Origin of the sequence: Rhodopseudomonas julia (assembly GCF_030813515.1) — a bacterium.
Lineage (GTDB): Bacteria > Pseudomonadota > Alphaproteobacteria > Rhizobiales > Afifellaceae > Afifella > Afifella julia.
Window position 1 is genome coordinate 1,103,872 of the sequence record NZ_JAUSUK010000002.1, and the last position, 22,306, is coordinate 1,126,177.

A 22,306-nucleotide genomic window follows, 5' to 3' on the forward strand; every position below is an offset into this window, starting at 1 on the left:
TCAGAAATCCCATAATCAGGAGACAATCATGGAAGCCACTGAGACCATGATGGGAAGAGGTCGGGACGCGATCGACATGATCGTCGATGCCGACAGCTTCAACGAGGGCACCGTCGGTGCCAAAACCTTCGACGATCCCGAATTCGGTCCGGGTGCTGTTGTCGGGACCGCAGCCCTCAACGGCGAGGAGGTGACGATCATCGCCTCCGATGCCAACGCCTTCAACGAGAAGTTCCCCGTCGTCTATGCCGGCATCATCGGCATGGAGGAGGGCTACAAGATGGCTCAGGCCGTCTACGCCTCCCTCGAAGCCGATAAGGACAAGCCGGCTGCGCAGAAGCGTTCGCTCGTGCTCATCGTCGACACTCCAGGAAACGGTCCTGGCAAAGTCGAAGAGATCTTCGGCATGAACAAGGCGACCGGTGCCTATCAGCTGGCGCTCGCCGAGGCTCGGCTCGCGGGTCATCCGATCGTTGCCATGGTCATCGGCCGGGCGATCTCGGGCGCCTTCCTTTGCCACGGATTGCAGGCGGATCACATCGTGTCCCTCGACGCCAATTTTGGCACGATGATCCACGTGATGCCGCTCACCTCGGTGTCGCGCATCATCCGCAAGGATCTTGAGACGCTGCAGGAATTGTCGAAGGGCAATCCCGTCTTCGCGGCAGGACCGCGCTTCTTCTACGCCCTCGGCGGCGTCGAGGAGCTGGTCGGAACGCTCGACGGTATGCGTCCGACGATCATCGAGCACATCAAGGCGATCCGTGCCGCCAAGGCGGCCGGGGAAGCCGAGAAGCTCGGCCCGTGGGGCCGGGGCCAGCTCGGTGCCGAACGCGATGGCCGCAAGGTCCGGCCTGAAGTCATCAAGCTGATGAACCAAGAGTTCGCAGCAGTCGCCGAGAAATACGCTCCATCTCGCTGACGACCCCAAAGGGACGACGATCATGTCTGACGATCTGACGGTTCTCGAAGCAGCTCTGGACGCTTTCGGCACAGCTCCGACTTTGGAGGAGATGCCGCGGCGGACATTGGCGGACAAGGGTATCGACGGTCCTACCGCCGCCCATGTCATCGAGGAGGTGCATACGCCTTTCAATCTGGCGTATCTCACCTTCACGACAGGCTCTTCGGCGTTCCAGAATATCGTCGGCGTGGTCCATGGCGAGATTTCCGGCCGCTGCGCGGTGGCCCGGACCCTGTTCGAAAGACTTGGGTCCGGGCCAGGAGCGCGGATGCTTGTCAGCTATCCGCCTCTCGTCAATGTCTTCTCCGCAGAGGCGCTGCGCCAATGCGGGGTGGAATGGAGTTTCCTCAAGCGCTCGAGCCGCGATGCCTTCCTCGTCGCGGCCTGCCGTGAGAAACCTTCGATTATCCTTGGAGAATCCTCGTTCTTGCGGGCAAGCCTGGAGCAGGCGGGTCCGCTTGGACTGAAAGATGAATTGCCGGAGGGGGCTGTCCTCCTCACGGCCGGAACGCCGCTCGACGAAGGCCTGCTGCCGGTCGCGGAACGTTTCGGCTACACCGTCCATGACCTTTATGGCTGCCAGGAATTCGGCTGGCTCACCCTCGACGGCGTGCCGCTGCGCGACGACATCAGCCTCGTCGCATCACCCCGCGGGCCTTCGTATCGCGAACTCGTGGTCGGCGGCCTGCCGATGGGCGACAGCTTCATCGTCTCGCAGTCCGGGCATGTGTGCGACCGCGCGGGTGAAATCATCACCTATCGCCGCGAACGCACCTATCCAGAATATGAAGTCGTCGTCACCCACACGACGGCGAAGGCTGCCGAAACGGTGGAGAAGGCGGCTCGCACGATTTTGCGGATCAAAGGTCGGGTCGTGAAGGTGGCGCCGGACGTCGTGGTGGGCGCCCCGGCGACGCGGCTCAAGCTCATTCCCGGTCTTCCGGTCGGTGATGCCGCCACACATGCCGGCGTCGAGATCGTCGGACCTGAAAAGACGCGCCTCTTCGACGTGGTGGTCGAGGCGCAGGCCAATCTGCAGAAGACCGCAAAGACGGATCCTGCGTGGATCAAGAGGCGCTGATCATGCTGAACCGGCGCCATTTCCTCGCTTATCTCCATCCTGAGGCTCGTCAGGCGCTCGCGCCGGCACTCGTGGAAGCGCTGCCGCACACGATGCGCGACAGCGTCACTGAAACGGCGGTGCTGCACGGGTTCCTGACGGATCGGATTCCCGGCATCGTCTGCCGTCCGACCAGGCGTTGCACCGAAGGGCAGGGACAGCTCGGCTTTGCCTTCCCCCTTCGTGTCGGTGAAGAACGGGTGCGGAGCTCGGTTCTGGTCGAGCCGGAGCACATCGCGTCTTTCTTGTCGCCCTACGAGGTGATGGAGCGGGCGGCTCTCCGTTTTCCCCCACCGCATGCGGCTTTGCGGGTCGCGCTATCGCTCGCTCGCCGCTTCGATATCCGGCTCGGTCTCATCGGATCTGCAGCGCTCGCCGCGATGACTGGCCTTCCGTATGTGCGGCCTCAATCGGATCTCGATCTCTTGATCGATGCCGACCAAGGCGGCGACTTCCAAGCTTTTCATGCATCTCTTGCGACGATCTCGCGAGAGATAGGCGTTAAGGCCGATGTCGAACTGGAATTTAATTGTTCCGTCGGCGTCAAACTTTCCGAATATATTTCAGGAAGAGAAGTTCTTCTTGCGAAGACGATTAATGATGTGGAGCTCATAGACCGGATTGAATTGCAGAGTTGCTTGGCTGATGGGGCGCGAATTAACGCCTCTGTTGCCGGGCGTTGGGGGGAGCATTGCAAGGTCCCCACAACCGAAACCATCGAAAACCAATGGAGTGAATGATGGATATCAAAGTGAAAATGCCTTCGACCGTCGTGTCGATCGAGGTCGCCGTCGGAGATGCGGTGACGAAGGGTCAGAGCCTCGCAGTGGTTGAGGCGATGAAGATGAAGAACAACACGCCTTCGCCGGTCGACGGCACGGTCAAGTCGATTTCGGCTTCCGTCGGCGAGCGCCTGAAGCCAGGTGCCGTCCTCATGGTCGTCGAGTGATTGAGTGAAGTGGGGCGGCGCCTCGCGCCGCCCCCTCAAACGAAGGCTCCGATACTCTGGAGTAAGTGAAATGGTGATTTACGGACTAGCCCTAATGGGCGGATGCATGATCGTAGGTACCGGTCTCGGCTACCTGATCGGTCATCTCGTTGGCATTGACGCGAATGTGGGCGGCGTTGGCATCGCGATGCTGTTGCTCGTCGTCATCTCGCGCCAGCTTATGGACAAAGAGCAGCTTTCCAAGCTGGCCCAGGACGGCATCATGTTCTGGAGCGCGATGTACATTCCTATCGTGGTGGCCATGTGCGCCCGCCAGAACGTCATCGCGGCTTTCGATGCCGGTGCTCTGGCCTTCGTGGCTGGACTCGGTGCCGTCTTCGCCGGCTTCCTGCTGATCCGCCCGATTGCGGCGCTCAGCCCGAAGAGTGATCCGCTTCCGCCCCTCGACGCGGATAATGCTGCTCCCGCCGCCACCGTCGCGGTGCCTGAATCCGCGAAGGAGGTCAAATAATCATGGATATCCTGGTACAAGCAGTCTCCAAATATCCTCTGGTTACTGCCTTCGTCGTCATCGGCCTCATCATGTGGGTGTCGAGCTATATTGGCAAAATCTTCAACAACCGCATCCACGCTTCCGCGATCGCCATTGTCATTGGTCTGATCCTGGCCTTCATCGGTGGCAAATACACCGGCGGCAAGCATGGCATCTCCGACGTCGGATTGTTCGCGGGCATCGGCCTGATGGGCGGCAGCGTCTTCCGTGACTTCGCGATCGTTGCCACGGCCTTCGGCGTGAAGCTGGAAGAGCTGAAGAAGGCGGGCGTGCCCGGTGTGGTCGCTCTTGTCGTCTCGATGATCCTGTCGACGGCGATCGGTGCGGCGACGGCTTACGCGTTCGGCTACACGAACCCGGTCGACATGGCCACGATCGGCGGCGGTGCGGCGACCTTCATCGTCGGTCCGGTGACCGGTGCGGCTCTCGGCGCATCTTCGGAAGTTATCGCCCTGTCGGTTGCCGCCGGCGTGGTGAAGTCGATCTCCGTGATGATCCTGACCCCGTTCCTTGCCAAGATGGCGGGCCTCAACAACCCGGCTGCAGCGGCTGTGTATGGTGGTCTCATGGGAACGACCAGCGGAACAGCCGCAGGATTGGCTGCTACCGATCCGCGGCTGGTTCCTTATGGTGCGATGACGGCGACGTTCTACACGGGCTTTGGCTGTCTGGTCGTCCCCTCACTCGGTTACGCCGCGATCGTTGCCCTGGTTGGTTGAACCTTTTGCCGAAGGACCAGTCAGGGTTTCATCCTGCGCAACACACCTGAGAATGAGACACCTGAGACAGTGTTTCAAGCGATGGTGCTACGAATAGGGTTCTGGCGCACGAATATGTGAATGACGTTCGTATTCCGAACCTGCAGCCGCCGGCCTGTCTCTTTTACGAGAGATGCCGGCGGCGCCAACGCTCCAAGGGGCAGATTATGACGACGATCGAGATCCGCGCGGTTCATCAGCGCTTCGAGACCTTCGAGGCCTTGAAGGGCATCGACCTGACGCTGGACGAGAAGCGTATCGGTATCGTCGGCTCCAATGGTTCCGGCAAGAGCACGTTCGCCCGGCTCTTGAACGGACTTCTCATCCCCACCTCCGGACAGGTTCTCGTCGACGGCCTCGATACGGCCAAGTCGGGCAAGGCGGTTCGTCGCAAGGTGGGTTTTGTCTTCCAAAATCCAGACAATCAGATCGTCTTCCCGATCGTGGAAGAAGATGTCGCCTTCGGCCTCAAGGGGCTGAAGCTTCCCGCAGCCCAGCGTGGCGCCCTCGTCGAAGAGGTGCTCGACCGCTACGGGCTCGGACCTTTTCGTTCGCATCCGTCGCATACGCTTTCCGGCGGACAGAAGCAGCTTCTGGCCCTGGCGGGCGTCCTCATCACGCGGCCTGATTGCGTCGTTTTTGATGAGCCGACGACGCTCCTCGATTTGCGCAACGCCAGGCGGGTTGCCAAGGTCATCGACGAGATGGAAGAGACCGTCATCGTCGTCACGCACGACTTGCCGCTACTGGAATCATTCGACCGCGTCATCGTCTTCGACCAGGGCAGGGTGATTGCCGACGACGCGCCGAATTCGGCGCTCGCGCGCTATGTGGAGCGTATGCAATGAAATCCCGCGGCGAGATATCCTCATTCCTGCATGCGCTGCCGGCTGCGGCAAAGCTCCTGGTTCTGGCGGCCGCGGGCACAGGGCTGGTCCTCGTCGGCAGTCTTCCGGTTCTCGCCGGAGCGTTCCTCGGGACCCTGATCCTTTACTGGCTTGCAGGCATTTCGCAGCAGAAGGCATTCCAGCAATTGCGCCCGCTGTTGTGGCTGTTGGTGCTTCTCTTTGTCGTCCAAGGCTTCTGGCAGTCATGGGAAATTGCGGGACTCGTCGTCCTGCGGATCTCGACGCTCATCCTTCTGGCTGCGTTTGTGACGCTGACGACACGCACGGACGCACTGATAGCGGCTGTTGAAAGGGCGCTCACGCCGCTTCGGCGCTTCGGCGTCAATCCCGCCAAGGTCGGTCTCGCCTTTTCTCTGGCGCTCCGGTTCATTCCGGTCATCGCGCAACAGGCGAACGATATCCGTGACGCGCAGCGGGCGAGGGGGCTTGGGGCCAATCCCGTCGCGCTCGCCTTGCCGCTTATTGTCCGGACCCTTCGAATGGCGAGCGATGTTGCCGATGCGATCGATGCGCGCTCGCCCTACAGTGATCACTCTGGCGACGAAGGCGAGCTGCCGCCGCGCTTCGTTCTCGAGCCGAATACGTCCAATGCGAGGATGTCATGCAACGACGCGGAACCACAACTAAAGACATAGTCTACATCGCCCTTTTCGCCGCTTTCATGGCTGCGCTTGGGATTTTCCCGCCGGTGATGCTGCCGCTGATCGGCGTGCCCATCACCGCTCAGTCGATGGGACCGATGCTGGCTGGAGCCATCCTGGGGGCGCGCCGGGGCGCGCTGTCGATTCTACTCTTCCTCGCGCTCGTCGCCGTCGGACTGCCGCTCCTTGCCGCCGGTCGCGGCGGTCTTGGCGTCTTCTTCGGCCCGACCGCCGGCTACCTTTTCGGTTGGGTCGCGGCCGCCTTCGCCGTCGGACTTTTGCACGAATGGGGCTGGAACCGGCTTAATGTCGTCACGTCGTTCGTCTTCTGCGCGCTCGGCGGCATCGTGGTGCTTTATGCTATCGGTATCCCGTGGACCGCGATCAATGTCGGCCTGCCGCTGACGAAGACCGCGATCGCATCGGCAGCGTTTATCCCGGGAGATCTGGTCAAGGCCGGTCTCGCCGCCATCATCGCGGTTTCCGTAAAGCGCTCTTATCCGATCATTCAGCGGACGGCATAGATAGCGCGTTTCCGCTAACGGGGCGGTCAGCCGAGATAGAGGAGGCCGGCCGCCACGAAGCCCGCAAGGCCGATAAGGGTCGGCACGATGGTACCACCCTTCCACACGGCGATCGTGAAGGCGATGACGACGCAGATGATCGCGACCGCGGACCCGAGGAGCGGCGCATCGTGAAACAGGCCCTGGCCTGAGCGCAACGCCGATGTCGCGACGATACCGCCCAGAATGCCGTAACCTGCCCGGTCGAAGAATTCGCGGATGCGTTCACCTCCGATCGCCTCGCGCGCAAACAGCGGTACGAGTCGCAACAGCAGCGTTCCAAGGCCGGCGCCGACCGCAACCGCCCAAAGCTGCCAGTGAGAGAGAGCGTCAGGCATTCTTTTGTTTTCCTTGATCGACCAGCATGCTGAGGCCTGCCACGACGAGGGGCAGGACGAGAAGCGCGGATGCGCCCATGAAGGGCACACCGACCGGCACGAGAAGTGCGCCGAAGAGGGCGTTCACCATCAATGGTCGCAGCTTCTTTTGGCGGGCGATCAGCGTGGCGAAATAGATTGGGATCATCGCTCCCAAGGTGGCGCCAACGATAACTGGCACGGAGGCTGCGAGCTGGTGGCCAGCCACGGCGCCTATGACGGCGGAGAGCGAGCACATGCCTCCGACCATGCCGCAATAAAGAATCGGTCGTGGCGGCGGCTCCTCCATGAGGCGGGGGAGGATGACGGCGAAGGAACTCGCCGAAATCAGGCCGACACCGCCCAGGGCGCGCCAGAATGTCGTCTCCGGCAAGCGCGCCAGGACCGAGGCGACCATGACGATGAAGCGCAGATTGACGATGATGACGGCGACGACAGCTGCGGCCCATGCGGCGGCGGTTGCGCCTTCGCTCGTCAGGATCTGCATGGCGGCAGCCTGAGCGGGCGCGGCGACCGTCAGGCTGGTCATCAACGCTGTCTGCACGGCGTTGAGACCGGCTTCGGCGCTAAGCTGGCCGACGCCCATGAACATCACGAGGAAAGTGAGAATCACGACGAGAGCGTCGCCGGCGGCAATGCGGAAAACGTGTGCTGCGGACGTCTCTTCGTCGCTGGAGAGGTCTGGGGAGTCTGTCATCGCATCGGGGGATGTATCTCAATGTAGAATATTGGATACCCCTTTATTCCAGCTCAATTATTGTGTCCAGAAAAACTAATCGATATGAATAAACTTCATTTCGGAAAGTATTCACGCGTCTGTGCGTGCGACTACATGAGCCGTGTTTTCTTGTTCTGCGGTTTTGACTGCGCGTGGGCCGGCGTCACGAATCTCTATGCGATCGAGAGGCTCTTCTTAAATGAGGCTTGGGTGCTCAGATCACACCATGCGGGGTTTGTGCGCACCGCGAATCGCATTGGACTCTCGCCATTGAGGACGAAAGGCGATCGTTTCAGGTTTTTTGTGTCGATGAAGACGGGACCGAGCTTCGTGTGGCCTGGCCGCACTGCCCAAGGCGGGCAGATCCTGGCGCACATGGTTTCTGGCGCTCACCGTGCGGACACGGTTTCGACGATATCGTGGGATGAGAAGAGAAGGAAGGTGGCTCCCCGGGCCGGACTCGAACCAGCGACCCAGCGGTTAACAGCCGCTTGCTCTACCAACTGAGCTACCGGGGAATTGGGGCGCGATATACCAAACTCATCGGGCATTGCAAGCATCCTTTCGCAGCCCATTTTTGACGCATGCAAAACAGGCAGGAAGCCGAAGTGGTGAATAACGACAGCAGGCGGCGCTCGCGCCTCCATCTTTTTGGCCGGCAGATGCCTCTGCCGCACAGCCCGCTTTTGCGTGTTGGTATCGGGATTTTGCTGATTCTCGGCGGTTTTTTCGCGTTCCTGCCTGTGCTCGGCGTGTGGATGCTGCCCCTCGGCCTGATCGTGTTGTCGATCGACATTCCCGCGGTGCGGCGTTGGCGGCGACGGTTCACTGTGTGGATCTATACGCACTATCCTAGTGTGGCGCGGCGATTCGACGTCGCCGCGCCTGCGGGTAATGGCAAAGCGGCTGTCGCGGGTAAAATCGATTCGGAAACGCCCTTCGTTTCGCCGGATGAGACACGCGCGAGCGAAACGGAGCGGTCGACGGAATCGCGCTTGCGGCAGTCTTCCGATTCCGTTTAGTCTTTGAAATGGTTCCGGTTCCCGAAAGGTGCACAGCACCAGGGGATCAAAAGGGAATGCGACAGGGACGACCCAGATCGGGGTCCCTCATCCGCAGCTGCCCCCGCAACTGTACGCGGCGAGCCCCCTGCACAAGCCACCGGCAACGGGAAGGCGCAGAAGGGGCTGAGACCCGCAAGCCAGGAGACCTGCCGGACCAGGGCAACTCGAACGCCGTCGGAGGGACGGTAAAGGGGATAGCATGCAAGGTTCGGGAAAATTTCCCTCGGCAATTCTAGCCAGGACGGGTGCCGGGAGCGCTGCATCGACCTCGGGCGAACATCGCGCGAGCGTCGAGTTTGGTTTCGCGGGCATGCTCGTGCGGTGCCCTGCGCCTGACCTTTCAGGAAGCTCTTCCTCGCCGCACTGCCGCTGAGGCAGATATGTTTCTTCCCATTCAAGGTGTAGCCGCGGGGCAGGCGGCCCTCATGCCAACCGGCACGACGGCGAGCAGCCGGCCGCTTGAATTGCATGCCTTGTCCCTGGAATCCTCATGATGACGACGGCACTCGTTTTGGGGGGCGCCCGCTCGGGAAAAAGCGCCTACGCGGAACGTCTCGTGGAGGAAAGCGGGCTCACCCCCGTCTATGTGGCGACCTGTCCTCCTTCGCAGAACGACGCGGAGATGCGTGAGCGCATCGCCGCGCATCAGGCGCGACGCGGGCCGGCATGGCGCACGGTCGAAGAGCCGATCGCGCTTGCGGCAGTCATCGCCAGGGAGGCCGCGCCGGAGCACGCGCTGCTCGTCGACTGCCTGACACTCTGGCTCTCCAACATCTTGTTTGCCGAAGAGGACCTCGCGGCGCGCACGCGTGAGCTTTGTGCAGCCCTCTCCTCAGCGAAAGGGCCCGTCATCTTCGTTTCCAACGAGGTCGGCCTCGGCATCGTACCCGATAACGCCCTTGCTCGTCGCTTTCGCGATGCGCAAGGCCGTCTCAACCAGGAAATCGCCCGCTCGGCTGAGCTTGTCGTCTTCATGGCGGCCGGTCTGCCTCTGGCACTGAAAGGACAGCTTCCTTCATGACAAACACTTCGGAACGCATCCCCGCGACGATCATCACCGGCTTTCTCGGAGCCGGAAAGACGACGATCATCCGCCATATCCTCGAGAACGCGAACGGCAGAAAGATCGCGCTCATCGTCAACGAGTTCGGAGATACGGGCTTCGACGGAGGCATTCTCTCCGATTGCGGCAGTCCCGCCTGCGGCGAGGAGGACATCGTCGAACTTTCCAACGGCTGCATCTGCTGCACGGTGGCCGATGACTTCTTGCCCGCGATGGAAGGCCTCCTCGCTCGCGGACAGGCGCCGGACCACATCGTCATCGAAACCTCGGGTCTCGCTTTGCCGCAGCCGCTCGTCAAAGCCTTCGCCTGGCCTGCTGTCCGCGACCGGGTGACCGTCGACGGGGTGGTGACCGTCGTCGATGCCGAGGCCGTCGCGGCCGGGCGTATGGCGAGCGATGAAGCGAAGCTCGTCGCGCAACGTGAAGCCGACCAGTCGCTCGATCATGACGATCCGATCGAGGAATTGTTCGAGGATCAGCTGCGCTGTGCCGATCTCATCATCCTGTCGAAGAGCGATCTCGTCGATGAAGAGGGCATGATGCGCGTGGAAAAGCGCGTCGGAGAGGACAAGCGCGTGGCCGCGTCGCTCATTCGCGCCATACATGGCATCGTGCCGCCTGAAGTGCTTCTGGGCGTCGGAGCCGGGGCGGAGGACGATAGCGAGACGCGGCTTTCGCACCATGAGATGGAAGGCGAGGAGCACGAGCACGACGATTTCGATTCCTTCAGCATCGCCGTCACCGCACCCGACAAGGCCGAGGCCGAAGCGCGCATCGCCAAGGCACTTGCCATGCCCGGCGTCCTGCGCATCAAGGGACGTCTCGCGGTCGACGGCAAAAAGGTGCCGCTGGTCGTTCAGGCCGTGGGTCAGAGGCTGGAGAGCTGGTTCGACCGTGGCGACGGCGATTCGTCAGGCGAACCGAAGCTCGTGGTGATCGGCCTGTCCGATGTTGATCGGGCGGCCGTCACGGAGGCCCTCGGAGGCTGAATTGCATATCTTCAAGGGCCAGAGCCGGGGGCTCGACGCGGCCTCCGAAGCGGTCGATCTCGATCAAAGCCCGGGCGACATCGTCATCCTTTCTGCAGCTGATACGGAGATTGCCGGCTTGGCTGCGGCGGCGAACCGGCTGCCGGGTGATTTTCCGGCGACGCGGCTCGCCAATTGGATGGCGCTCGCGCATCCCTATTCGGTCGACCTCTATGTCGAGAAGGTGCTGGCCGAGGCGAAGCTGATCGTCGTCCGGCTTCTCGGCGGTGTCGGCTATTGGCGCTATGGCGTCGAGGAGACGCTGCGGATCGCGCGTGGCTCCGGCGCCAAAGTGGCGCTGATGCCGGGTGATACGAAATGGGACGGCGATCTTGCCGCCGAGGGCACGCTCGGCGCCGATGAAACGCGGCTTCTCTGGTCTTATCTGGCCGAGGGCGGGGCGGAGAATTTCGCAAACGCGTTGCGCTTTTCGGGCCATCTCCTCGGGTACGACGCTGCTCCTCCGCCGCCGAAGACGGTGCCGGCTTTCGGCGTTTACGAGGCCGGCCTAAAGCCGGATGCCAAGGGACCGACTGCGGCAATCGTCTTCTACCGCGCCCTCGTGCAATCGGGTCAGACGGCGCCGGTGGAAGCGCTTTCTACGGCTCTTGCCGAACGGGGACTGCGGCCGCTTCCGGTTTTCGTCTCAAGCCTCAAGGCGGCGGCGGACAAAGAGTTCGTAACGGGGCTGTTTCAGGAGCACGATCCTGCGCTTATCCTGAACGCCACTGCCTTTGCTCTCGGCAAGACCGGCGATCCGTCTGCCGAGACCGTTCTTGATGGCGGAAGGCGGCCGGTTCTTCAGGTGACGTTTGCGGGCGTGTCCGAGGCGATCTGGCGGGAGCATCCGCGCGGTCTCTCACCCTCCGATCTCACCATGAACGTGGTGCTGCCGGAGGTCGACGGACGTCTCATCACGCGCGCCGTCTCTTTCAAGGAAGAGGGGGCATTCGAGCCGCGTACGCAGTGCCGGCCGATGGCGCATCGCCCGCTTGCCGACCGCATCGCCTTCGTTGCCGATCTCGCGGCGGGCTGGGCGCGGCTTTCGGCAAAGCCGAACGCGGCGAAACATGTCGGCATCGTTCTGTCGAACTATCCCAACAAGGACGGACGGCTCGCAAACGGCGTCGGTCTCGATGCGCCCGAATCGACGGTCCGGCTCCTGTCTGCGATGGCCGAGGCCGGTTTCAACACCGAGGGCGCGCCCGGGACGGGCGAGGCCTTGATGCAGATGATTCTCGCCGGGCCGACAAACGCGATCGATGGACGCGTCGAGCGCACGGGCGGAGAACGGCTTTCGCTCGACGATTATCGAGAATTCTTCCGCACTCTGCCGGAGAACGTGCAGAGCGAGGTCGAGGCGGCGTGGGGGCGACCCGAGGATGACCCGTTCTTCGATCCTGACGAAGGTGCCTTTGCGCTCGCCCTGCATCGTTTCGGGCATATCACAATCGGCGTGCAGCCGGCGCGCGGCTACAACGTCGACCCCAAGACCTCCTATCATGACCCGGCGCTTGTGCCGCCGCATGGCTATTTCGCCTTTTACGCCTTTCTGAGGCACTCATTCGCGGCCGATGCGCTCGTCCATATGGGCAAGCACGGCAACCAGGAATGGCTGCCGGGCAAGGCGCTGGCGCTGTCACAGGATTGCTTCCCGGAAGCCACTCTCGGGCCTGTCCCGCTCATCTATCCCTTCATCGTCAACGACCCCGGCGAAGGGGCGCAGGCGAAGCGGCGCGCAGCTGCAGTCGTCATCGACCATCTGATGCCGCCGATGACGCGTGCCGAAAGCCACGGTGCGGCGGCCGAGCTTGAATATCTGATCGACGAATATGCGGCCGCCGATCTCGTCGATCCGCGGCGCTCCAAGAACGTTGCCGAAGCGATCGTGGAGCGGGCAGAAAGCGGAGGTTTCCTGGCCGATCTCGGTATTACCTCGGGCAAAGAATCGCGCGAGGAAATCATCCTCAAGCTCGACGAGCAGATTTGCGACCTGAAAGAGCTTCAGATCCGCGACGGGCTGCACATTCTCGGGCAGTCGCCATCCGGACGCCTGAGGACGGATACGCTTGCCGCGCTCGCACGTGTGCCGCGCGGCGGGCGCGAGGCGGGCGATGCCTCACTTTTGCGGGCTCTCGCCGATGATTTCGGCTTGCGCTTCGATCCGCTCGATTGCGTGCTGCATGAGCGCTGGGAAGGAAAGCGGCCAAAGCTCCTGGCGGATCTCACCAACGCCGCCTGGCGCACCAATGGCGACACGGTGGAGCGGCTGGAGATCTTTGCGGCTGCGCTCGTCGAGGCGCGGGTGCCGGAGATGCAAGAGGATGGCGCCCGCTCGGAAGCGCAAGGCGCGCTTCCAGATGTTCCTGGTCCGAAAACAATGGCCGTCCTGACTCAGTTGAGTGACGCGATCGCGCCGACGCTCGACGGGTCCGGCAGGGCTGAGATCGCGGCAACGCTCGCGGCCCTGTCGGGGCGTTTCGTGGCACCCGGCCCATCCGGTGCGCCAACGCGCGGACGCGCCGATTGCCTGCCGACAGGTCGCAATTTCTATTCCGTCGATGTCCGGGGCGTGCCGTCGCGTGCCGCCTTCGATCTCGGCTGGCGTTCGGCGCAGCTTCTGGCGGAGCGCTATTTCTCCGACGAAGGCGAATGGCCGACGGCCATGGCGCTGACCGTCTGGGGCACGTCGAACATGCGCACGGGCGGTGACGACATCGCCCAAGCACTGGCCCTTCTTGGAACACGGCCCGTATGGGAGCAGGCCTCGGGGCGTGTGACGGGTATCGATGTCGTGCCGCTCTCGGAGCTCGGTCGCCCGCGCATCGATGTGACGCTGCGGATTTCCGGCCTCTTCCGCGACGCCTTTCCACATCAGATCGATCTCTTCCATCAGGCGGTGCTTGCCGTCTCTGAGCGCGAGGAACCGGAGGACGCCAATCCGATCGCTGCACGTATCCGCCAGGACAGCGCCCGGTTGGGTGAGGCGGGGATGGCGGAGGACGATGCGCGCCGCGCCGCCTCCTTCCGCGTCTTCGGTTCCAAGCCCGGGGCCTATGGTGCCGGCCTGCAGGCCTTGATCGATGAAGGCATCTGGCAGGAGCGGGGCGATCTCGCCACAGCCTTTCTGGAATGGTCGTCCTATGCCTATGGCGGCGGTTCGGAGGGCGAAGGTGGCGAGCGCACACGGAAGCTCTTTGAGCGACGGCTCAAGACGACCGATGCCATCGTGCAAAACCAGGACAATCGCGAGCACGATCTTCTCGATTCCGACGATTATTATCAGTTCGAGGGAGGGCTCTCGTCCGCCGTCGAAACGCTGAAAGGGGCGGCGCCGCGGGCCTATCACAACGATCATTCGCGTCCGGAGCGGCCGGTGATCCGTGGCCTCGACGAAGAACTCGCACGCGTCGTGCGCGGGCGTGCCGCCAATCCGAAATGGATCGAGGGGGTTATGCGCCACGGCTACAAGGGCGCCTTCGAGATCGCGGCGACCGTCGATTATCTCTTCGCATTCGCGGCAACGACGCCCGCGGTCAAACACCACCATTTCGACCAGCTCTATGCCGCGTACCTCGAAGACGAGGATGTGCGTGCGTTTCTGGCCGACAACAATGCGCCGGCCTTGAAAGAGATCGCGGCGCGATTCAACGAAGCGATCGAGCGCGGCCTGTGGGCGCCGCGGCGCAACTCGGTCCACAATGAACTACACGAGCTCGCGAACGGAGGAAGTTTATGAGCAAGGCAGAGCTGAGCGAGGACGAGCTCAACCAGAAGCACGCCGAAAAGATGCGCCGAAAGAAAGAGGCGCGCGACAAAATCATCGCCACGAAGACGATCGAGAAGGGGCTTCTCGTCGTGCATACGGGCAAGGGCAAGGGCAAGACGACGGCGGGCTTCGGTCTCGTTTTCCGCGCGCTCGGCAACGGCATGAAAGTCGGCATCGCTCAGTTCGTGAAGGGCAAGCGCGACACCGGCGAACGCCATGCCCTGGAGAAGTTCTCCGATCAGATCACTGTCGTCTCGACGGGCGAGGGCTTCACGTGGGAAACGCAGGATCGCGAGCATGACATTGCCGCTGCGCGCGAGGTCTGGGAAAAGGCCAAGGCGATGATCGAAGATGGAGAACACGATCTCGTTCTCCTCGACGAGCTCAACATCGTTCTGCGCTACGACTATCTGCCGCTCGAGGAAGTGCTCGGGGTGATCGAGGCGCGTCCGACGATGAAGCATGTCGTCGTGACCGGCCGCAACGCCAAGGACGAGCTCATCGAGGCCGCCGACCTCGTCACCGAGATGACGCAGGTGAAGCATCCGTTCCGGTCCGGCGTGAAGGCGCAGATCGGAATCGAATTCTAGGTTCTCTCGCCAACCCTTCGGAGTTACCGTGTCTCGTACACCCGCCATTATGATCCAGGGCACCGGCTCGCATGTCGGCAAGTCGCTTCTGGTTGCCGGTATTTGCCGGGCTTTCAGCAATCGGGGTCTCAAGGTGAGACCCTTCAAGCCGCAGAACATGTCGAACAATGCCGGCGTGACGGCGGATGGCGGCGAGATCGGACGGGCCCAGATGACGCAGGCGCTGGCCGCCCGCGTGCCGCCATCCGTGCACATGAACCCGGTTCTGCTGAAGCCCGAAAGCGATATCGGCGCCCAGGTGATCGTGCAGGGACAGCGCGTAGCGACGCTGAAGGCGCGCGATTACACGGTGCGCAAGCCCGAGTTCCTCGGCGCCGTAATGGACAGCTTCAATCGGCAGCTCGATGCTGCTGATATCGTTGTCGTCGAAGGGGCGGGCTCCCCGGCGGAGGTCAATTTGCGTGAGGGCGACATCGCCAATATGGGCTTTGCGTTGGCAGCCGACGTGCCGGTTATTCTCGCTGGAGATATCGAGCGCGGCGGCGTGATCGCGAGCCTCGTCGGCACGCATGCAATTCTTGATGCGGCCGATCGCTCTCTCATAAAAGCTTTTATTGTCAATCGCTTTCGTGGCGATGTTACGCTTTTTGACGAAGGTATGCGGATCATCGAAGGGCGTACCGGTTGGGCTGGGCTCGGGGTCGTGCCGCATTTTCCGGGCGCTGCGAAGCTCCCGGCAGAGGATGTGCTCGGGCTCGAAGAGCCAGCGGAGACACCGAAAAAGGGTGCTGCCACGGTGAAAGTGGTGGTGCCGCGTCTCGGCCGGATTGCCAATTTCGATGACCTCGACCCGTTGCGGCAGGAGCCTGCCGTCGAACTCGTCATTCTTGAGCCGGGCGAGGCTCTGCCGGGCGACACGGATCTCGTGCTTCTTCCGGGCTCGAAGTCCACCATCGCGGATCTGGCGGTGCTGCGCGAGGCCGGCTGGGATATCGACATCGCGGCGCATGTGCGCCGTGGCGGTCACGTTCTCGGGATCTGCGGAGGGTTTCAGATGCTCGGCCGTCTCATCGCAGACAAGGACGGCATCGAAGGCTCTCCTCAGAATGTGCGTGGCCTCGGACTTCTCGACGTCACCACGAACCTCACCGCCGACAAGACGACGGTGCCGGTGCGAGGTGTGCACATGGCCTCGGGGGCCGAATTTTCAGGCTACGAGATCCATGTCGGCGAGACCGTGGGGCCCGGCCGCTCCGAACCTTTCGCCAAGCTCGAAGGGCGCCCGGATGGAGCCGTTGCCTATGACGGGCGCGTCATGGGCACCTATGCGCACGGCCTCTTCGGCTCCGACGCTTTCAGAGGGGCGTTCCTCGCCAATCTCGGTGCGACAAGCAGTGCGCGCTATGACGAGGGCGTCGAAGAGGTCCTCGACGCCCTGGCGCAGCATCTCGAAGAGCATCTGTCGCTCGACCAGATTTTTGAGATCGGCGCCTCTCGCGATTCGCACGAGCGCAAGAGCGCCTGAGATTATTCGGTGGCGGCCTGCTTTTTCGGCAGGTCGATGCGGGTCGCCGTGACCCGGCGTTCATCGCGAACAATCCCGTAGATGACGCCGGGCTCGGAACGGTCCCAGGCGATGCCCTGGCCGGCGATTTCCGCCGGGGCCGTGGCCACCCAGCGCATGACGGAGCCGAATTCGGGAAATTCCATCTTATAAATTTCGGCCGGATCGTGACCGGACAGCCAGAGATTGCCGTCGGGAGCGAACGAGCCACCCGAATTGCTCATGTCGTCGAATTTTTCCAGCAGCGCGTCGGGCAGGACCCAGGCTTCGGCGACGCGCCAATCGTCATCGAAACGCACGAGCTGGGTGGCGTATTTGTTGCCATAGGCCTGCTGGCTGCGCTCGAAGACACGATTGTAATTCGCAAAGGCCCCATACCAGACGCCGTCCTTGCGATCGAGCCAGGTGAGCGAGCCCCGATCGATCCCGAGGCTGTGGCTTTCCAGATGGTCGAGCGTTGCGGCGTCGAAGATCTCGACCGAACTCGTCATCGGCCATTCCGGATAATTGGAATGGGCGACATAGATCTTGCCGTCAACGACGGTGGCACTGTCGAAATGCTTCACGGCGCCGCCCTTGGCGCGGGCGAAGATTGCGACGCGCTCGCCCGTCTCCTTGGCGTATTTGGCGATGGTGCGATTATCGACCGCGTAAAAAAATGCCTCGTCGACCCCGACGGCCTGATTGGCCTCCGGCACGTTGTAAGAGCGAATGGTTTCGCTCTTACAACGTGCCGGTGGGTTCTTTGATGCCTTCTTGCGCCAGGGCGGAGGTGGCGAGAATGAGGAGGGCAGTGAGGGAGCAACACGCGATTCGAAACATGAGCGTCTCCTGAGAGATGGAACGCTCCGTCATTGCGATTTTGCGTGTCGCCCGTGCTTCACTCCTGTGACGCTTCGGCGAGGGCGCGTGGTCGCGCCCGTTTACCCCCAGATCAGAAGCGCGCCGACGGCCACGAGTGCCAGACCGAGCAGCCATGTCGCGTCGGCGAGCCTCAGCCCGCGGCGGAGATCCTTGAGCGTCACCTCGCGGCGACCTTCGGCATTCAACCAAACGCCCTCGACCGCTTCGCTTCCATATCGCCGTGGTCCTCCGAAGGCGAGGCCCAGCGCACCGGCGAGCGCAGCCTCCGGCCAGCCGGCGTTCGGGGAGCGATGGAGCGGTGCGTCGCGCCGTGCTGCTTTCAAGGCTTTTCCCGGGGAGGCTTCGGCAAAAATTGCGGCCGCCGCGATGAGGAGAGCAGAGAGGCGAGCGGGCACATAATTCGCCAGATCGTCGAGGCGCGCCGCGGCATAGCCGAAATCCTGATAGCGCTCGTTCTTATGTCCGATCATGGAATCGGCGGTGTTGAGCGCTTTGTAGGCGAGGAGGCCGGGAAGCCCGCCGATAAGGTACCAGAAGGCAGGTGCCACCAGCCCATCGGAGAAATTCTCTGCGAGCGATTCGAGTGCTGCGCGGTTGACGCCCGCTTCGTCGAGCTGCGTGACGTCGCGGCCGACGATCCAGGACAAGGCTTTCCGTGCCGGGCCGATGCCGCCCTCTGCCATGGCGTCGCCGACGGCCTGAACATGCTCCAAAAGGCTTTTCTGAGCGAGGAAGACGGAAACGATCAGCGCCTCGACGATCAGGGAGAGGGGAAGTGCTGTCGCGATTCGTTGCAGGACGACACCCGCGAAGACCGCTAGCCCAATCAGCACGGCGATGGCCAGCATGCCCCGCTTGCGGCGCTCCTCGCCGGTTTTTCGTTCATCGTTGAGGCCTTGATCCAGACCCTCGATCAAGCGTCCGATCCAGGCGACCGGATGGCCGATCTTCTTCCACAATTCGTCCGGATCGCCGACGAGCCGGTCGATCAGAAGGCCGAGGGCGAGAACGGCAAGACGGCTCATGACGGCAAAATCTCTTTTAAAGCGACCTCAAGCCGACGAAACTCGCTCTCGTCGCCTGGAAGCCCGAGGCGGAGCGAGCCCGGTCGGTCGGTGAAGATGCGGGTCCAAATGCCGTGCGCAGCAAGGCCTCGGTGCATCTCGGCCGCACGGTCGTCGCGGATCAAGGCCAGCAGCGGCGACTGGCTTTCGAACTGCAGAGCATGGGCCGCGAGGAGTGCCCGGAGTTCGTGTGCCTGCGTGTCGAGCCTGAGGCGTGTCTTTTCCTGCCATTCCCGGTCGGCGAGCGCATGACGACCGATGGTGATCGCCAGCTGCGAGACCGGCCAGTCTCCGAGGCGCTCACGCAGCGGTGCGATTGTTGGCGGATGAGCGATGATGAAGCCGAGGCGCAGCCCGGGCAGACCATAGAATTTGCCGAAAGAACGCAGCACGACGAGATTTTGCATCCGGCTCATGAGCGGGACCACCGAAGCCCGCTCGCTCAGCGCGTCCTCATAAGCCTCGTCCACCACGACGAGATCAGCGTCCTGCCGGCTCTCTGCGAGCGAGAGAATCGTCTCCGGCGATAGAATTCGGCCGTCGGGATTGTTGGGATTGACCAGGATGACGCTGGATCGCGCAGGGATCTCGCTCGGTCCGCGGAGGACGGGGATCTCGTCGTCGAAAGCCGTGCGATAGGACGCGTACGATGTGTCGAGAAGAACCGCCTTCCTCACGAGAGAGGGGAGTTGGCGGATCACCGGCTCGATGCCGGCAACGGGCAAGATCTCCGTCTCGTCCGGCACCCGGTAGGCGGCTCTTGCTGCGGTGGTGAGAGATTCCAGGTCACCCCGGGAAGGCAGCCGCTCGAGGGCGACATCGTCAAATTCGACACGTTGCCGCCACGGCCATGCGTGGGGATTGATACCCGTCGACAGATCGAGCCAGTCATCGCGCAAAATGCCGTAAAGTGCCGCTGCCGCCGCCGGGTCGCCGCCGTGATACATTTCGTTTCCCTTTGCCCGCGGGCCTCATAGCGCAAACAAAGGTCCTGCGACGAGAGCCGCGCTCCCCAAAAAGCGGGATGCAGCCCTTCGCAGCATCTTTTTGCCGCGGGGGCTGCTTGTGCTTGTCGGACCGGCAAAGCTTTGCTACGGGAGCGCCTCTGGCCTCGTGGCGGAGTGGTGACGCAGCGGACTGCAAATCCGTATACCCCGGTTCGATTCCGGGCGAGGCCTCCAGAGCCCTCCCATCCTCGCAGAGATGCCTCAAGCCTCCGACGACGAGTTTACAGCCTCTCGTTGAGATGCCGTAGACGGTCTCGAGCTACGATTTGCAGCTCTTTCTGCGGGCTTCGCCATGTTTGCAGGCGACCTTGCTTGTCGCACCGCTCGGCCCCCGCTAGGAAAGACGACGCAACGGTCAGGAACGAGCCATGACAGACAATGAAATCCTGCGTCAGCGGATGGTCGACAACCAGATCCGTACCCGGGACGTCACCGATCGTGAACTCATTCAGGCGTTTCTGAATGTGCCCCGCGAGCGTTTCGTGTCCGGCGTGCAGCAACCCTTTGCCTATTCCGACCTGGACCTGCCGCTCGAATCGCCAGGACGCGTGCTTCTCAATCCAGCGCTTATGGGCCGAATCATTCAGGCGATGGAAATCACGCCCAAAGAGGTGGTCCTCGATCTCGGCTGCGGACGCGGTTATGCCTCGGCGCTCATGGCGCGTCTTGCCGAAGCGGTCGTCGCCGTCGAGCCGGACGAGGAGCTTCGTCACGCTGCGGAGGCCAATATGGTCTCTTTGAAAATCGATAATGTCGCGATCGTCGAGGGATCACTCACCGAGGGCTATCCTTCCGAGGGGCCTTACGATGCGATTCTCATCGCAGGGGGAATCGAGGTGATTCCACCGGCTATTTTCGAGCAATTGAGCGAGTATGGCCGTCTTGCTGCGATCGAGATGAACAGCGAGGCGGGGCGCGTGATGCTCTATTCGCGGGTTGGCACCAATGTCAGCGGCAGGCCGGTCCTCGATGCGAGTGCGCCAATCATTCCGGGCTTTGAACGCAAGCGCGAATTCGTTTTTTAAGGCCTTTGATGCCCGATTGCCGGGTGTTGCAGAAGGGCCGCAGGCGAAAATAGAAATGCCGGAGGTCGTAGCAAAAGCGACGAGTTTCGTGCATCTGATGTTAAAACCCATATGACCGCGAGCGGCGGTCGCAGCTTCCGGTAGACGTCGTGCTTTTGACCCCGTGTAGATACTCCCTGGGCGTTGTTCTCGCCGCTACGCTTCTGGCTTCTCCGGCTGGAGCAGAGAGCATCACCGAGGCTCTCGCCTCAGCCTATTGGAATAACCCGACGATCAACTCTCAGCGTGCCGAAACGCGCGCGGTCGACGAGAACGTGCCGATCGCCAAGGCCGGCAATCGCCCTCAGGTCTCCGCCTACGGCGAAATCGATGGCACTCATACCGGCGGCTATGCACGTTCTGGGCGCGTCGGGGCTGATTTCAGCCGCAACACCTCCGACCTCGCAGTCGGCGTCCAGGTTCAGCAGAACCTGTTCAACGGGTTTCAAACCCGCAACTCCGTGAGCGGTGCGACAGCGAACGTTTATGCCAGTCGCTTCGCCCTGGAAAGCACGGTCCAGAGTGTCCTGCTCGATGCGGCCGAAGCCTATATGGATGTGCTGCGTGACGAGGCGTTGTTGCGTCTGCGGCGCCAAAATATCGACTTTCTCGATGAGCAATTGCGGGCGTCGCAAGACCGCTTCGATGTGGGTGAGAATACCCGCACGGACGTGGCGCAGACGCGCGCCGAGTTGAGTCTCGCCCAATCCAATCTCAGCCTCGCTGAGGCCAATCTCGTCGCCAGCAAGGCGATCTACCGACAGGTCGTCGGCCACGAGGCCAAAAATCTTCAGCTGACGTTCCCGTTCCGGAATAAATTGCCGAGCTCGCTTCAGCAGGCGCTTTCGCTCAGTCTCGACCGGCATCCGTCCATCATCGCCGCGCAATATTCCATGGACGCTGCCGCCTATGATGCAAAGCGCATCGAGGGCGAGCTTCTGCCGACGGTCAGCGTGACCGGCAATCTGCAGAAAGAGATCGGAGTCGGACGGCCTGACAATACCGAGACGGCGCAAATTATGGGCCGTGTCTCGATCCCGATCTATCAGGGTGGCTCGGTCTCGGCCCGGGTGCGGCAGGCGAAGGAGCTCCTTGGCCAGCGACGCATCGAGGTGGATGTGGCGCGCGAACAGGTGCGCGCCGCGACCGTTGCGGCCTGGGGAACTCTGGAGGCGACGAACGCCTCGATTCTCGCCGCGACGGCCCAGGTCGCCGCTTCGGATATCGCCCTGCAGGGCGTGATCGAGGAGCAGCGGGTCGGACAGCGCACCCAGCTCGATGTCTTGGATGCCCGCAGCACGCTTCTCGACGCCAATGTCAATCGCGTGGTCAGCCAGCGCGACCGCATCGTGGCCGCTTTCTCACTGCTCGCTGCCGTTGGCCGGCTCAATGCCGATGGGCTCAACCTGCCGGTCGAGCGCTATCACGCTGAAGCCCATTACGAGGCCGTGAAAGACAAGTGGTTCGGGCTGAGAACGCCTGACGGTCGCTGAGGCGAGCGACGCTGCTTTCCTAGTTGCTGCCGGCTCCCCAGGCGCGTAGGCCTGCCAGAGCCGGAGAAACGTTGCATTTTCTCTGTTTGGCGCGCTCCTGCGCTGCTTTATCGGTGCCGGTGTCGCCCGGCGCCCAGAGGCCTCCCTCTCTCTCCGCAGCCAGCCTAAAGAGATTCGTGCCGTCG

22 protein-coding genes, 2 tRNA genes and 1 riboswitch are annotated in these 22,306 nt (G+C 62.4%); of the genes, 18 read left to right on the plus strand and 6 right to left on the minus strand.

The annotated features are described in order from the left end of the window. Nucleotides 1-28: 28 nt before the first annotated feature. The 9 genes from mdcE (at nucleotide 29) to J2R99_RS14520 (ending at nucleotide 6,417) form a co-directional block, all read left to right on the plus strand. Nucleotides 29-922 (plus strand): biotin-independent malonate decarboxylase subunit gamma, encoded by an 894-nt coding sequence (gene mdcE, locus J2R99_RS14480; protein ID WP_307155116.1) that lies wholly within the window; start codon nucleotides 29-31, stop codon nucleotides 920-922. Nucleotides 923-944: 22 nt separating this feature from the next. After that, the gene (locus J2R99_RS14485; RefSeq protein ID WP_307155117.1) at nucleotides 945-2,045 is read left to right on the plus strand and encodes an acyl carrier protein; all 1,101 of its coding nucleotides are present in this window, start codon (nucleotides 945-947) and stop codon (nucleotides 2,043-2,045) included. A gap of 2 nt (nucleotides 2,046-2,047) precedes the next feature. Beyond that, nucleotides 2,048-2,824: a malonate decarboxylase holo-[acyl-carrier-protein] synthase gene (gene mdcG, locus J2R99_RS14490; RefSeq protein ID WP_307155728.1), complete on the plus strand. Its 777-nt coding sequence runs from the start codon at nucleotides 2,048-2,050 to the stop codon at nucleotides 2,822-2,824. Next, nucleotides 2,821-3,033 (plus strand): biotin/lipoyl-containing protein, encoded by a 213-nt coding sequence (locus J2R99_RS14495; RefSeq protein WP_244514641.1) that lies wholly within the window; start codon nucleotides 2,821-2,823, stop codon nucleotides 3,031-3,033. The genes mdcG and J2R99_RS14495 overlap by 4 nt, the downstream gene beginning before the upstream one ends. Before the next feature lie 70 nt (nucleotides 3,034-3,103). Continuing rightward, entirely contained in the window at nucleotides 3,104-3,544 is a 441-nt protein-coding gene (madL, locus tag J2R99_RS14500) for a malonate transporter subunit MadL (protein WP_307155118.1), read from the plus strand. Then, nucleotides 3,544-4,305, plus strand: a complete 762-nt coding sequence (gene madM / locus J2R99_RS14505; protein ID WP_370872421.1) for a malonate transporter subunit MadM — start codon at nucleotides 3,544-3,546, stop codon at nucleotides 4,303-4,305. The genes madL and madM overlap by 1 nt, the downstream gene beginning before the upstream one ends. A 206-nt stretch (nucleotides 4,306-4,511) precedes the next feature. After that, nucleotides 4,512-5,192 carry an energy-coupling factor ABC transporter ATP-binding protein gene (locus tag J2R99_RS14510; protein ID WP_128294176.1) on the plus strand — a complete coding sequence of 227 codons (681 nt, stop codon included), beginning with the start codon at nucleotides 4,512-4,514 and terminating at the stop codon, nucleotides 5,190-5,192. Beyond that, nucleotides 5,189-5,887, plus strand: a complete 699-nt coding sequence (locus tag J2R99_RS14515; protein ID WP_307155120.1) for an energy-coupling factor transporter transmembrane component T — start codon at nucleotides 5,189-5,191, stop codon at nucleotides 5,885-5,887. The genes J2R99_RS14510 and J2R99_RS14515 overlap by 4 nt, the downstream gene beginning before the upstream one ends. A 26-nt stretch (nucleotides 5,888-5,913) precedes the next feature. Beyond that, nucleotides 5,914-6,417: a biotin transporter BioY gene (locus J2R99_RS14520; protein ID WP_307155121.1), complete on the plus strand. Its 504-nt coding sequence runs from the start codon at nucleotides 5,914-5,916 to the stop codon at nucleotides 6,415-6,417. A gap of 26 nt (nucleotides 6,418-6,443) precedes the next feature. Here the strand turns inward: J2R99_RS14520 and J2R99_RS14525 are convergent, their stop codons facing one another. From J2R99_RS14525 to J2R99_RS14535, 3 genes are all read right to left on the minus strand, one after another. After that, nucleotides 6,444-6,794: an AzlD domain-containing protein gene (locus J2R99_RS14525; protein ID WP_307155122.1), complete on the minus strand. Its 351-nt coding sequence runs from the start codon at nucleotides 6,792-6,794 to the stop codon at nucleotides 6,444-6,446. Beyond that, complete coding sequence (locus J2R99_RS14530) at nucleotides 6,787-7,530, minus strand: AzlC family ABC transporter permease (RefSeq protein WP_307155123.1); 744 nt, start codon at nucleotides 7,528-7,530, stop codon at nucleotides 6,787-6,789. Before J2R99_RS14530 ends, J2R99_RS14525 begins: the two co-directional genes overlap by 8 nt. Before the next feature lie 463 nt (nucleotides 7,531-7,993). Then, nucleotides 7,994-8,069: transfer RNA gene (locus J2R99_RS14535), tRNA-Asn, on the minus strand. A gap of 90 nt (nucleotides 8,070-8,159) precedes the next feature. Here J2R99_RS14535 and J2R99_RS17755 point away from each other — a divergent pair. The 6 genes from J2R99_RS17755 to J2R99_RS14565 all read left to right on the plus strand — a co-directional run bounded on the left by J2R99_RS17755 (nucleotide 8,160) and on the right by J2R99_RS14565 (nucleotide 16,590). After that, complete coding sequence (locus J2R99_RS17755; RefSeq protein WP_370872377.1) at nucleotides 8,160-8,573, plus strand: hypothetical protein; 414 nt, start codon at nucleotides 8,160-8,162, stop codon at nucleotides 8,571-8,573. After that, a riboswitch (cobalamin riboswitch) is annotated at nucleotides 8,572-8,783 on the plus strand. It overlaps the preceding gene by 2 nt. A 322-nt stretch (nucleotides 8,784-9,105) precedes the next feature. Then, nucleotides 9,106-9,636: a bifunctional adenosylcobinamide kinase/adenosylcobinamide-phosphate guanylyltransferase gene (cobU, locus tag J2R99_RS14545; protein WP_307155124.1), complete on the plus strand. Its 531-nt coding sequence runs from the start codon at nucleotides 9,106-9,108 to the stop codon at nucleotides 9,634-9,636. After that, nucleotides 9,633-10,667, plus strand: coding sequence for a cobalamin biosynthesis protein CobW (gene cobW / locus J2R99_RS14550; RefSeq protein WP_307155125.1), 1,035 nt, complete (start codon nucleotides 9,633-9,635; stop codon nucleotides 10,665-10,667). The genes cobU and cobW overlap by 4 nt, the downstream gene beginning before the upstream one ends. Nucleotide 10,668: 1 nt before the next feature. Beyond that, entirely contained in the window at nucleotides 10,669-14,445 is a 3,777-nt protein-coding gene (gene cobN / locus J2R99_RS14555; protein ID WP_307155126.1) for a cobaltochelatase subunit CobN, read from the plus strand. Further along, the gene (gene cobO / locus J2R99_RS14560) at nucleotides 14,442-15,065 is read left to right on the plus strand and encodes a cob(I)yrinic acid a,c-diamide adenosyltransferase (protein WP_307155127.1); all 624 of its coding nucleotides are present in this window, start codon (nucleotides 14,442-14,444) and stop codon (nucleotides 15,063-15,065) included. The genes cobN and cobO overlap by 4 nt, the downstream gene beginning before the upstream one ends. 49 nt (nucleotides 15,066-15,114) lie before the next feature. After that, nucleotides 15,115-16,590 (plus strand): cobyric acid synthase, encoded by a 1,476-nt coding sequence (locus tag J2R99_RS14565; protein WP_307155729.1) that lies wholly within the window; start codon nucleotides 15,115-15,117, stop codon nucleotides 16,588-16,590. Between the two features lie 2 nt (nucleotides 16,591-16,592). Here J2R99_RS14565 and J2R99_RS14570 read toward each other — a convergent pair whose 3' ends face one another. The 3 genes from J2R99_RS14570 to J2R99_RS14580 form a co-directional block, all read right to left on the minus strand. Beyond that, entirely contained in the window at nucleotides 16,593-17,327 is a 735-nt protein-coding gene (locus J2R99_RS14570) for a cycloisomerase (RefSeq protein WP_307155128.1), read from the minus strand. Between the two features lie 225 nt (nucleotides 17,328-17,552). Further along, nucleotides 17,553-18,518 carry an adenosylcobinamide-phosphate synthase CbiB gene (cbiB, locus tag J2R99_RS14575; protein ID WP_307155129.1) on the minus strand — a complete coding sequence of 322 codons (966 nt, stop codon included), beginning with the start codon at nucleotides 18,516-18,518 and terminating at the stop codon, nucleotides 17,553-17,555. After that, nucleotides 18,515-19,504, minus strand: coding sequence for an aminotransferase class I/II-fold pyridoxal phosphate-dependent enzyme (locus tag J2R99_RS14580; protein ID WP_307155130.1), 990 nt, complete (start codon nucleotides 19,502-19,504; stop codon nucleotides 18,515-18,517). The genes cbiB and J2R99_RS14580 overlap by 4 nt, the downstream gene beginning before the upstream one ends. A 160-nt stretch (nucleotides 19,505-19,664) precedes the next feature. Between J2R99_RS14580 and J2R99_RS14585 the strand changes: the two genes are divergently transcribed. The 3 genes from J2R99_RS14585 (at nucleotide 19,665) to J2R99_RS14595 (ending at nucleotide 22,121) form a co-directional block, all read left to right on the plus strand. After that, nucleotides 19,665-19,738, plus strand: a tRNA-Cys gene (locus J2R99_RS14585). Nucleotides 19,739-19,932: 194 nt separating this feature from the next. Continuing rightward, nucleotides 19,933-20,589: a protein-L-isoaspartate O-methyltransferase family protein gene (locus J2R99_RS14590; protein ID WP_307155131.1), complete on the plus strand. Its 657-nt coding sequence runs from the start codon at nucleotides 19,933-19,935 to the stop codon at nucleotides 20,587-20,589. A 149-nt stretch (nucleotides 20,590-20,738) separates the two neighbouring features. Next, the gene (locus J2R99_RS14595; RefSeq protein ID WP_307155132.1) at nucleotides 20,739-22,121 is read left to right on the plus strand and encodes a TolC family outer membrane protein; all 1,383 of its coding nucleotides are present in this window, start codon (nucleotides 20,739-20,741) and stop codon (nucleotides 22,119-22,121) included. Nucleotides 22,122-22,306: the final 185 nt, after the last annotated feature.